The sequence below is a fragment of the Chryseobacterium aahli genome (assembly GCF_022699665.1).
GTDB classification, from domain to species: domain Bacteria; phylum Bacteroidota; class Bacteroidia; order Flavobacteriales; family Weeksellaceae; genus Chryseobacterium; species Chryseobacterium aahli.
On sequence record NZ_JALDNB010000009.1, the window covers coordinates 120,749 to 133,121 of the forward strand.

Sequence of the window (12,373 nt, forward strand, 5' to 3'; positions counted from 1 at the left end):
ATTTGGTTTATTTAGTATTAAATAATTATTTCTTTTCTAAGGCTTTCACATTAATCTGAAGACTTACCTCATCTTTAATCACGCCATTCTCAGCAGGACTTTGAAATTTCACCCCAAATTCTTCCCTCATAATATCCTTCGGCTCTGTCGCAATGCTTACAACACCTTCGTTTATCGAAACATTTGCTTTAAACTGGATAGGTTTAGAAATACCTTTTATCGTTAAATTACCATCTAAAAGCGTATTGTAATCACCTTCTGCAGACGGAGTTACTTTAGTTATTTCGTAAGAAGATGTTGGGAATTTTTCTGTTTCGAAAAAATCTCCGCTCTTCAAATGACCATTTAATTTATTTAATTGTTCTGCATTGTCTTTTAAATCAACAGAAGTTAAAGAATTCATATCTGTTACGAATTTTCCGCTTTCAAGTTTTCCATCTTTTACCGTAACGTCACCACTTTCAAAAGTAATCGTCCCGAAATGACTAGTATTTTCAGATTTAAAAACCTTATAACCCTTCCACTCTACCCTACTATTCAAAGTATCTAGCACATATTGATTACCATCTTTTGTTGTCGTAACTTCAGTCCCTTCACTAGTCACAGGTTTTTCCTTCTGACATGAAACAAAAACGGCTGCTGCAAAAATCGCGGGAACTGCCAAGGAGAATAATTTTCTATGCATGATTATAAATTTTAAGTCACTGCAAAATTACTAAAAATATGCCAGTGTTTTCTAAAAACCGTATTTTTGCCTAATGCTATTAGAGATAAACAATTTATATTTTTCGCATACATCAGAAAAACCTCTGTTCCAAAACTTTAACCTAAAATTAGGGGAAGGAAAAATAATTGCGTTGGCAGGCGAAAGCGGTTGCGGAAAATCTACATTATTAAGTCTTATTTATGGACTTCTCAATTGGGAGCAAGGAGAAATTATATTTGAAGGCACAAAATTGATGGGTCCAAAAGGAAATCTCGTTCCAGGAGAAGCTGAAATGAAGTTTGTAGCGCAGAATTTTGACTTGATGCCCTATGCGACCGTGGCTGATAATGTGGGGAAGTTTCTTTCTAATATCAATTTAGCCAAGAAAAAAGAAACGGTCTATGAACTTTTAGAAGTTGTGGGATTGGTAGAATATGCCAATGTTTTACCTAAAAATTTAAGTGGTGGACAACAACAAAGAGTCGCCATCGCAAGAGCACTTTCAGTTTTACCTAAATTACTTTTACTGGACGAACCATTCAGTCATCTCGATTATGCAAGAAAAATTGAACTTCGCGAAAAGCTTTTCAGATATGTAAAAGAAAAAAATATTTCGCTAATTATTTCTACTCACGAATTGCAGGACATTATTCCGTGGCTTGACCAGATTGTTATTTTGGAAAATGGTCGACTCATACAGAATGACCATCCGGAAGAAACCTACAAAAACCCTTACAACTCGTACGTTGCGAAACTTTTCGGCGAGGTCAATATTTTTACGGAATCTGAAATTAACGATTTTAGACTTTCAAATTTTGCGTATTACCCGCAACAGATACAAATTTCAGAAAATGGTTTGGATGCAGAAGTTATAGAAAGCAGATTCGGCGGAAATCACTATTGGAATAAAATTATTTCAAAAAATAAAGAACTCATTATCCAGACCAACGAAAAAATCGAAGGTTCATTGAAAATTTCATTCAAATAATTAACAATTCTTTAGCATCCTTAATGTTAATTTGTGGATAAATTAAACAGATTTATCTATCTGATTTTCAATATTATTAATACATTTGAGTCAGCAACAACATAAGGAAACTTTTGGTTCAATTCTCTTCCGCCAAAATAGACTGAAATTAGCTTTCTCCTGCAATGAAGTCTTGGAAGTTTACACTGTCCAATCTTTTCCTTTTTTTATGCAAAAAATGCGTCCGGATTAGAACGCATTATATATTATAAAAAAAATATTCTTAAGCCTTTTTCACAAATTCAGATTTCAAAGCCATAGAACCAAAACCATCAATCTTACAATCAATATTATGGTCGCTGTCTGGTCTTAAACGGATATTTTTCACTTTAGTTCCTGCTTTTACAGGTTTTGGAGCACCTTTTACCGGTAAATCTTTTACAACGACTACAGAATCTCCGTCTTGCAACTCATTTCCATTAGCATCTAAAATCTTTCCTGAATTATCAGTTTCAGCAACCGCTTCTTTAGGATTCCATTCGTAAAAACACTGCGAGCAAACCATCAAATCATCCTGCTCATAAGTAAACTCCGAACTACATTTCGGACAAATAACTACGTCACTCATATTTTTAAATTTTTGCAAAGGTAATTTTTTTGAATTACAAGTTTCAAATTGAAATTTAAGTAAAAAGAAATTCATTTTATAAAAGATGAATTGAATGAATCCTCAAATTAAATCCAAAAACCCACACTAATATAACTCATACGTATAAACTCCTAACTCTCAACTTAAATTCGTATTTTTGCAAGTTCAAACAGCATACTGCAACAATGGAATTAATACACAGAAACTTGGCTATCGGAATTCACGATGCTTTACAAGAAACTTTTTTTGAGAAAAATAAATACGCCGATAAAGTAATCGAAAGACTTTTAAAGGCTCACAGAAAGTGGGGAAGCCAAGACAGAGCAGTTGTTTCTGAGATTTTCTACAACATCATCCGTTGGAAAAGACGCCTTGAATATTACATGGGTGAAAGTGTAAAACCTAACAATGTTTATAAATTAATTGTTGCTTACTGTCTTTATAGTAAAACTAACTACAAAAGATTTGAAGAATTTGAAGGTATCAAAATCGCTGACATCACAACCAAACTAAAAAAAGGTACTGTTCCTACAAAGTCTATCGAATATTCAATTCCTGAATGGTTGGCAGAAACTTTGGAAAAAGAATTAGGTCCAATTTGGGAAAAAGAGATGAAAGCTTTGAACGAACAAGCACCTACCGTTTTAAGAGCAAATTCATTGAAAACTTCAGCAAAAGAATTGATTTCAGATCTTGCAGTTGAAAATGTAGTGGCTTACACGGTAAAAAACTATCCCGATGCAGTACAATTAGAAGAAAAAAAGAACGTTTTTCTTACCACTGCTTTCAAAGACGGATTGTTTGAAGTTCAGGATGCAACATCTCAGAAAATCGGATATTTTCTTGATGTAAAAGAAGGTCAGAGAGTGGTTGACGTTTGTGCCGGAGCAGGTGGAAAAACTCTTCACTTAGCCGCATTGATGGGCAATAAAGGCCAGATTATCGCTTTAGATATTTACGAATGGAAATTGGCTGAATTGAAGCGTCGTGCAAAAAGAGCCGGAGCTCACAATATTGAGACTCGTATGATTTCTGATAACAAAGTAATCAAACGTCTTCACGAAACTGCTGACAGATTGTTGATTGATGCGCCTTGTTCTGGTTTGGGAGTTTTAAAAAGAAACCCAGACAGCAAATGGAAAATCGATCAGGCTTTTATCGACAGAATTAAGAAAGAACAACAGCAAATCATTCAGGATTATTCTAAAATCCTTAAAAAAGGCGGAAAAATGGTGTATGCTACATGCTCTATTCTTCCTTCAGAAAACAACGAACAAGTTGCTGAATTTTTGAAAAACAATCCTGATTATAAATTAATCAAGGACGAAAAAATAATGCCAAGCCAAGGCTACGACGGATTCTATATGGCTTTGATCGAAAGATTGGCGTAAAATTATTTAAAATACAATATATAAACTACTCTATTTTTTAGAGTAGTTTTTTTTATTATCTAAATCAAACATTATCTTTGTAAAAACCATCAAGACATCATGATCAGACCAATATTACTCAGTTTTCTCACATTCTTCCTATCTGTTTTAAATTTCGCCCAGACTTACGAAATTCAATATGAAAGTTCTTACAACGGAAAAGTTCAGCCTAACCAAAACCCTACAATCATTTGGGTCAGTGAAAATGAAAATTATATTTTAAACTCTAAAACTAAGGAACAGAAAAACGACTATCCTTTTGAAATTAACAAAATTGAAAAACCTTCTAATACGATTGTATCTTACGGATTTTTAAAGCCTGGAGATATAATTTCTACTTCTGATTCACAGTCAATTGCCAAGCAAAGTTTTGAATTCACAGATAAAACCAAGAAAATTTTAGGCTATAACTGTAAACAGGCAGTTACCAAAATCAATTCAAATACGATTGAAGTTTGGTACACGAATGATCTGAAACTAAAAGGAGGACCTTCAAGTCTTGGACAAAATTTAGGTTTAGTTTTAGAAATCGAACGAAACGGAAACTCTGCAACGACTGCAACTTCTCTGAAAAAAATCAAAAAATCAGGAATTGAAAATATAATCAACAAACCTATCTCAACTACAGATCTTTTAAGCTACAAAGATTTACTTTGGAAAAGCAGATTTACCACATTGAAGGTTTTTGAAAATGAAATTATCAATTTCTCAGATCAGTCAAAATCAGATGAAAACATTAAAAGATTTGCTAATGGAACGATTATTTTAAGGAAAATCAAATTTCCAAAAATTTCTCAGGGTGAAAATATTTTTGCAGAATTAAAACAGCAATCCAACGGTGATGCTTACGACAGAACAGGAACCGTATTTTTTATTCCGGAAGATAAATCGCAATCTTTTTTTGATGGATTGGAAAAAGGAGTAAAAACACTTCCTGTATATGAAAACGGAAACGGGAAACAGTATTTTGGGATCATTTCAAACGAAAATTACCAGCCAACTGTCGAACTGATGAGATTTTTCACAGCATTTGGAATCAATAAGTTTAATAATTTAGAATTAAAAGATAAAATGTGGCAAACGGTAAGTCCGTTTCGACAGGACATTACTGAACTGAAACCTGCTCTTTCCGAAAAAGAAATCTGGGTCGGAACCTTCATCGGAAATTACGATAAAGGTGGTCACAAGGTCAGTTTAGACATTACCATTCACAAAAGTGATCAGATGGTCAACAAAAACAACAAAGTGATTCCGCTTTTTAACACGACCAATATTATGGAAATGGCCGGACAAGATTACGCGACGATGTTTAATAATGACAAAGGTTTATTTGTGGAATTCACTTTGGAAAAAGATTTAAAAGATGCGCAATTAAGATACATCACAACAGGTCACGGTGGCTGGGAAAATGGCGACGAATTTATTCCTAAAGCCAATTCTATTTATTTAGATGGAAAAATGACTTTCTCATTTATCCCATGGAGAACAGATTGTGGATCTTATCGTTTGTACAATCCAGCATCTGGAAATTTTCCGGACGGACTTTCTTCTTCAGATCTAAGTAGATCGAATTGGTGTCCGGGAACGATTACCAACCCGAACTATATTCAATTAGGAAATTTAAAGGCTGGAAAACACACCATTCAGGTAAAAATTCCACAGGGAGAACCCGAAGGAACAAGTTTCAGCGCATGGAATATTTCGGGTGCTTTATTAGGAGTTGAATAAAAACAAAACCTCCTTGCAATATTATTACAAGGAGGTAAAAACACAAATGATGAAAAAAAATTATTTCGAGCCACAAAGTAATGGAAAATAATTGAATAATTAATTATCATACATCAAGATTTTATAACTTTTTTTCACTTAAAAATAATTCTTCATTATCTCACAGAAAAAAATCAAGTTCAGACTAACAAATCCAGTCTTAAAAATTAATTTTTAAACCAAAATAATTTAATTAATTAAAAATATTAACTTTACGCAAACTTTTGTTTTAAAATTTATACACTATTCTTAATTTCGCTTCTAAATAAAAATAACATGTGTGGAATTGTATGCTTGTTTGATGCCAAACAGCCAACTGAAATATTAAGGCCTCAGGTCTTGGAAATGTCTAAAAAAATCCGTCATCGAGGTCCGGACTGGAGCGGTGTTTTTCAAAATGAGAAAGTTTTATTTTCTCATGAAAGATTGGCTATTGTTGACCCAACTTCAGGAAAGCAGCCTTTATTTTCTAAAGACGGCAAACTAGTTTTAGCTGTAAATGGCGAAATTTACAATCATAGAGAACTTAAACAAGAATTTCCAGACTATGAATTTCAGACTCAATCTGACTGCGAAGTGATTTTGGCATTGTATGAAAAATACGGAAAAGATTTTATCGAAAAACTCAACGGAATTTTTGCTTTTGCATTATATGATATTGAAAACAACATCTATCTGATTGCCCGTGACCACATGGGAATCTGCCCACTTTATCAAGGTTGGGACAAAAACGGAAACTATTACATCGCTTCTGAACTGAAAGCTTTGGAAGGCGTTTGTAAAAAAATCGATACCTTTCTTCCGGGACATTATGTGTACAGCGTTGAAGGAAGCGAATCTCAGCAATGGTACAAGAGAGATTGGGAAGATTTTGATGCTGTAAAAGATAACGTTACAGATATTCAGGCAATCAGAAAAGGATTGGAAGATGCAGTTCACAGACAGTTGATGAGCGATGTGCCTTATGGAGTTTTACTTTCAGGAGGTTTAGATTCATCCATCATTTCTGCGGTTACTGCAAAATACGCAAGACAGAGAGTTGAGAGCGGTGACACTCAGGAAGCTTGGTACCCAAGACTACACAGCTTTGCGGTCGGATTGGTAGGTTCTCCGGATTTGGCGGCTGCGAAAAAAGCTGCCGAACATATAGGATCTGTACACCATGAGGTTAATTTTACCGTCCAGGAAGGTTTAGATGCCATCCGCGATGTGATTTATCACTTAGAAACTTATGATGTAACCACCATCAGAGCATCCACGCCGATGTATCTTTTAGCAAGAGTAATTAAATCGATGGGAATTAAGATGGTGCTTTCGGGTGAAGGCGCAGACGAATTATTCGGAGGATATCTGTATTTCCACAAAGCTCCGAATGCTAAAGAATTTCATGATGAAACCGTAAGAAAATTAGGAAAACTTCACCTGTATGATTGCTTAAGAGCTAATAAAGCTTTGATGAGCTGGGGAATTGAAGGCAGGGTTCCGTTTTTGGATAAAGAATTTATGGACATTGCCATGAACGTAAATCCTCAGGATAAAATGATTAAAAAAGAAGAAGGAAAGATTGAAAAGTGGGTTTTGAGAAAAGCTTTTGAAGATCTTTTGCCTGAATCTATTGCGTGGAGACAAAAAGAACAGTTTTCAGACGGCGTAGGATATTCGTGGATTGACACGTTGAAAGATATTGCAGAAAAATATGTGACGGATGAAATGATGGCGAATGCAAAATTCAGATTCCCGTTAAATACTCCTCAAAATAAAGAAGAATACCGCTACAGAACAATTTTCGAAGAACATTTCCCAAGCGAAACGGCGGCGGCAACTGTTCCTTCAGTACCATCAGTAGCTTGTTCGACTCCTATTGCTTTAGAATGGGATGAAGCATTTAAAAAAATGAACGACCCAAGCGGAAGAGCAGTAAAAGTACACGAAACCTCTTATTAAAATCAATAAATTTATCAATCCTGTATTCGTACAGGATTTTTTCTTGAATAAAATCAATAATATTTGCATAATTTAACTAAGTATTAAACTTATTATCTAATAAATAATTATATTTGAAAAATCAAAAAAATCTTTGCTGTAAAATGAAAAGAAACATTACTATTTTATTTGCTTTACTATCTGTAAGCTTCGCTTTTGGACAAGGTAAATATGGAAAATATCTTAATTCTAAAAAACTGGCTCTTACCTATAAAAGTGTAAAACCTGTTGATAAAGATGATTACTATCAGCAATATTACTGGTTGGTAAAAGCTGAACAGCTGAAAACCTTCCCTCACCTTGCGGATATCAAGCCTGTAGTTCTTTATAACTTTGTGAAAAAGGTAAACCCTCAAAACCCAACAAAGAAATTAGATGACAGAGGAAAGGAGCTAAGAAAAACAGCAGCATTATCATTAGATCAGTATTTCAAAAACAAAAATTTCCAAAACAATCAAGTTTTATTGCTCAATTTGGAGACGTATGTTGACCCTTCTCAAGGTGAATATTTCACTAAAGTGGATGCAGAAAAAATTAAAGAATTAGCGCCAAAAGAATTTTTCGGATTTGCTTCTTTAAACAAAAAGACAATGGAAGAAACCAACTATTATCTTTGGGTAAACAAGAAAAAAGACGAATTCAAAATTGTAGACATTGTTCCTAACGAAAAAGAAGACAAAAAGTTTTATGCTTCTTTGAAACAGTATTTACCAAAATACAAATTCAACAGAAAATATATGCCGACTGTGAAAAAAGGAAGCAAAGCTGATAAAACAGACAAAGATTTCTTCTACATCATGCCATTTGAGCAAAACGTAGACAACATAGAATACAAAACAGATGATTTTGAAACTTTCACACTAAGCCAGGTTAAAAGAGAAGGTGAAGCGTGGATAGGAGTAGAAAAGCCTAAAAAATAAACCCAAAAGTTCTGCGATTTTTCGCAGGACTTTTTTAATGTTACAAAATGGTTTTAAAATTGCTTTTAAAATCATTTCTTGCTTATGCCAACAACAAAATCTCCACGCCAGACCGTAAAAAAAGTTCTTCCACTAATCTTAGCGACTGCCATTTTCATGCAGATGCTCGATTCTACCATTTTAAACACTTCCCTGCCTTCAATTGCAAGAGATTTAAACGAGTCTCCTTTGAATATGCAGAATGCGATCATCAGTTATGTTTTGACATTAGCTGTTTTCATGCCGGCTAGCGGATTTCTGGCAGACCGTTTCGGAACGAGAAGGGTTTTTATTTTTGCTTTGGTACTTTTCAGTTTAGGTTCGGTATTTTGTGCTCTTTCGCAGAATCTTACGCATTTGGTTATCTCAAGAGTTATTCAGGGAGTGGGTGGCAGTTTGATGACTCCTGTGGGAAAATTAGCTTTAATTAAAACTTTCAACAGAAACGAATTGCTGAAAGCCATGAATTTCGCCATAGTTCCTGCTTTGATCGGCCCTGTTTTAGGCCCTTTAGTCGGTGGTTATATAGTTGATTATCTTTCGTGGCATTGGATTTTCCTCATCAATATTCCGATTGGTGTTTTAGGAATTGTTTTAGGTTTAAAATATATGCCCAATTACAATTCACGGGAAACCGATTTTGATTTGAAAGGTTTTATGATTTTCGCAGCAGCCTCTCTCCTACTTTCGATTTCACTGGAATTATTTGGGGATATGCAGAATATAACGCCGGTTTTATTAGTTTCCATCTTAGGATTTTTATTTCTTTTCTATTATTATCGACATGCTAAAAGAGGCAACAATCCTATTTTTCCTTTAAATTTATTTCAAGTTCGTACTTTCCGTGTAGGAATTGTCGGAAATCTTGCCACAAGATTAGGCATCAGCTCCGTTCCGCTATTGCTTCCTTTAATGATTCAGATTGCTTACGGTCAATCTGCTGTTATGTCAGGTTGGATTATCGCCCCGATGGCTTTAACCGCAATGTTTGGAAAATCTTCTGTCATCAGAATTTTAAATAAATACGGCTACAAAAAAACTTTGATGGTGAATACTTTCGTGATTGGAACATTAATCTGTTGCTTAGCGATTCCAAATATTCACGATTCCATTTTTTGGTTTGTTCCGGTGATTGCCATTTTAGGATTTTTCAATTCGATACAGTTTACATCGATGAATACGATTTCTATCGCAGATTTACGAAACTTCCAAACCAGCAGCGGAAATTCTCTGATTTCAGTTAATCAGCAACTAGCTATCGGTTTCGGAATTGCATTTGGTTTGATTGTTTTAAAAATTTACGAAAACAGCCCTGAACTTATTCAGCACGAAACCCACAACGCATTTCGTTATACCTTTTTAACGGTGGGAATTTTAACGATTTTATCAAGCTTAGTTTTCAGGAGACTTCACGTATCAGACGGAAGAAATATGAAATCTGCATAATAAATACCCAAACATAAAAACTCTCATCCCCTCAAGCATTCCGACCCAAAAATCACTACTTACCACACATCAATGTAATTCTCTTCTTACCGTCTTAAATTTGTTTAAAATTAAAACAAACATATTATGACAACTAAAAAAGTAGAAATCGTAATTCCACCAAAGACTGCACATTTCGCAGGCGATGGTTTTAGGGTGCATAATTTTATTCCGAGCGCTCAAAAGCTGGATATGAAAAGAATGGATCCGTTCATCATGCTCGACTATAATTCTAAATTTCATTTTAATCCTTCCGAAACTCCAAAAGGTGTTGGTGTTCATCCACACAGAGGTTTTGAGACCGTAACAATTGCTTATCAGGGGAAAGTAGAACATCATGATAGTGCAGGCGGCGGCGGTATCATTGGCGAAGGTGACGTACAGTGGATGACTGCAGCAAGCGGCGTTCTTCATAAAGAATATCACGAAAAAGAATGGTCAAAGCAAGGCGGAATTTTCCAGATGGTTCAGCTTTGGGTAAATCTTCCTGCAAAAGATAAAATGAGCAAACCAAAATATCAGGCTATTTCAAATTCAGAAATGAAAAAAGTAGATCTAGACGACAATGGTTTTATAGAAATAATTGCCGGAGAATACAATGAAAATAAAGGTCCTGCATTTACCTTCACGCCTATCAATTTGATGAATGCTAAATTAAAATCAGGCGGAAAAGCAGAATTTAATTTCCCAGCCAATTTCAACACAGCGGCTTTAGTTATTGAAGGAAATATCATTGTGAATGGTGAAGAAAAAGCCCCCACCAACAATTTCGTTTTATTTAAAAATGAAGGCGAAAGCTTTACCATCGAAGCAACCGAAGATTCAATTATATTAATCATTAGCGGAGAACCCATTAATGAACCTATTTTTCCACACGGTCCTTTTGTAATGAATTCAAGAGAAGAAATTTCACAAGCTTTTGAAGATTTCAATACCGGAAAATTTGGATATTTGGAAGATTAATTTTCAATTATTAATTACATTATTTGTCATTCTGACGAAGGAACAATCTCTTTAAAATAAGATTCTTCACTACGCTTTGCTTCGTTCAGAATGACAAAAATTAAAAATAAACTCACAACTTAAAAAATATAAGCATCATGAAACCAGAATTTGAAAACATTCCGTTAGTAAAAAACGAAGAAAAAAAGAGATTTGAAATTGAATTAAATGGTCATTTTGCGTTTATCGATTACAAAGAAACCAGTCATCAGATTGCATTAATCCACACTGAAGCAGCACCCGAATTAGCAGGAACCGGAGCAGCTGCAGCTGTCGTTGAAAAAACGTTGATTTACATTGAAGAGAGCGGTAAAAAACTACTTCCCTTCTGTCCGTACGTTTTCGCCTTTATCAGAAAACATCCGGAGTGGAAACGTATTGTTGACGAAAGATTTGAAAGCTACGATAAGCTTTAATTTTACTTAAAGTACTGTAAATAGTAGAAATTTTTAATTAAATTAGCTTTACACAAAAAACTAAAATCACAATTATTATGTCAAATATCGGACTTATCATAGAAGAAAAATCAGCAGATATAGGAAATTTTTTAGTCGGAAGATTACTGCCTTTCCGCGAAAAAAGAGCAGTGGGACCTTTCGTTTTTATCGATCACATGGGGCCTGCCGAACTGAAAGATTATCAGAATCTTGATGTTGCTGCACATCCGCATATCGGACTTTCTACATTAACTTATCTGCTTGAAGGATCAATTTTTCACAGAGACAGCATAGGAAGCGCACTTGAAATAAAACCCGGAGCCGTAAACTGGATGACAGCCGGAAAAGGCGTTGTACACTCAGAGAGAACTCCCGAATATCTAAGAACTACAGATAAAAAACTTCACGGATTTCAGATTTGGGTAGGTCTTCCGAAACATTTGGAACAAAGTGAACCTACTTTTCATCACATCGAAGCCCATGAACTTCCGGTTTGGGAAGAAGATGAAGTTCAGTATAAATTAATTGCAGGTGAAGCTTTCGGAAAAAAATCTCCGGTTCCTGTTCACAGTAAATTATTTTTTATTGAAATTAAAACAAAAACTGCACAGAAAATCAATATCGGACAAGACCTTTACGGAGAAGCGGCAATGTATGTTTTAGACGGAACAGTCAATATTGAAGATAATTCTTACGGTTCAAAACAATTATTGATTGCCAAAAACACCAGGCTTTGCGAGTTTGAAATGAGCGAGAACGCTACTGTTTATCTTTTTGGAGGCGAACCTTTTGATGAAGAACGTTTCATTTTCTGGAATTTTGTCAATTCTGACAAAGAAGTTATAGACAAAGCAAAAGTAGATTGGAATGACCAGAATCATGAAGCTTTCCCTCTAATTCCAGGAGATGACAAAGAATATGTTCCGTTGCCAAAATCAATTTTGAACAGAAAATAAACCTAATTTTAATATTTAGACCAATCTTTTAT

The 12,373-nt window shown here is 34.7% G+C and carries 11 protein-coding genes; 9 read left to right on the forward strand and 2 right to left on the reverse strand.

The features are described from left to right. Window positions 1-25: 25 nt before the first annotated feature. Window positions 26-685 carry a YceI family protein gene (locus tag MQX03_RS14770; protein WP_242803973.1) on the reverse strand — a complete coding sequence of 220 codons (660 nt, stop codon included), beginning with the start codon at window positions 683-685 and terminating at the stop codon, window positions 26-28. Between the two features lie 73 nt (window positions 686-758). Between MQX03_RS14770 and MQX03_RS14775 the strand changes: the two genes are divergently transcribed. Then, entirely contained in the window at window positions 759-1,694 is a 936-nt protein-coding gene (locus MQX03_RS14775) for a sulfate/molybdate ABC transporter ATP-binding protein (RefSeq protein ID WP_242803975.1), read from the forward strand. Between the two features lie 262 nt (window positions 1,695-1,956). Here MQX03_RS14775 and MQX03_RS14780 read toward each other — a convergent pair whose 3' ends face one another. Then, complete coding sequence (locus tag MQX03_RS14780) at window positions 1,957-2,301, reverse strand: zinc ribbon domain-containing protein YjdM (RefSeq protein ID WP_242803976.1); 345 nt, start codon at window positions 2,299-2,301, stop codon at window positions 1,957-1,959. A gap of 206 nt (window positions 2,302-2,507) precedes the next feature. Between MQX03_RS14780 and MQX03_RS14785 the strand changes: the two genes are divergently transcribed. The 8 genes from MQX03_RS14785 to MQX03_RS14820 all read left to right on the forward strand — a co-directional run bounded on the left by MQX03_RS14785 (window position 2,508) and on the right by MQX03_RS14820 (window position 12,341). Further along, complete coding sequence (locus MQX03_RS14785; protein WP_242803977.1) at window positions 2,508-3,713, forward strand: RsmB/NOP family class I SAM-dependent RNA methyltransferase; 1,206 nt, start codon at window positions 2,508-2,510, stop codon at window positions 3,711-3,713. A 99-nt stretch (window positions 3,714-3,812) separates the two neighbouring features. Beyond that, window positions 3,813-5,480 carry a GLPGLI family protein gene (locus tag MQX03_RS14790; RefSeq protein ID WP_242803978.1) on the forward strand — a complete coding sequence of 556 codons (1,668 nt, stop codon included), beginning with the start codon at window positions 3,813-3,815 and terminating at the stop codon, window positions 5,478-5,480. A gap of 315 nt (window positions 5,481-5,795) precedes the next feature. Further along, window positions 5,796-7,463 (forward strand): asparagine synthase B, encoded by a 1,668-nt coding sequence (asnB, locus tag MQX03_RS14795; RefSeq protein WP_242803979.1) that lies wholly within the window; start codon window positions 5,796-5,798, stop codon window positions 7,461-7,463. Window positions 7,464-7,606: 143 nt separating this feature from the next. Further along, window positions 7,607-8,422, forward strand: coding sequence for a hypothetical protein (locus MQX03_RS14800; protein ID WP_242803980.1), 816 nt, complete (start codon window positions 7,607-7,609; stop codon window positions 8,420-8,422). A gap of 84 nt (window positions 8,423-8,506) precedes the next feature. Continuing rightward, on the forward strand, window positions 8,507-9,907 hold the full coding sequence (locus MQX03_RS14805; RefSeq protein WP_242803981.1) for a DHA2 family efflux MFS transporter permease subunit: 1,401 nt from the start codon (window positions 8,507-8,509) through the stop codon (window positions 9,905-9,907). 126 nt (window positions 9,908-10,033) lie between these two features. Beyond that, the gene (locus MQX03_RS14810; protein ID WP_242803982.1) at window positions 10,034-10,909 is read left to right on the forward strand and encodes a pirin family protein; all 876 of its coding nucleotides are present in this window, start codon (window positions 10,034-10,036) and stop codon (window positions 10,907-10,909) included. A gap of 137 nt (window positions 10,910-11,046) precedes the next feature. Beyond that, a complete protein-coding gene (locus MQX03_RS14815) occupies window positions 11,047-11,364 on the forward strand; it encodes a GNAT family N-acetyltransferase (RefSeq protein ID WP_129536240.1) in 318 nt (105 codons plus the stop codon). 77 nt (window positions 11,365-11,441) lie between these two features. Continuing rightward, the gene (locus MQX03_RS14820) at window positions 11,442-12,341 is read left to right on the forward strand and encodes a pirin family protein (protein ID WP_242803983.1); all 900 of its coding nucleotides are present in this window, start codon (window positions 11,442-11,444) and stop codon (window positions 12,339-12,341) included. Window positions 12,342-12,373 lie beyond the last annotated feature (32 nt).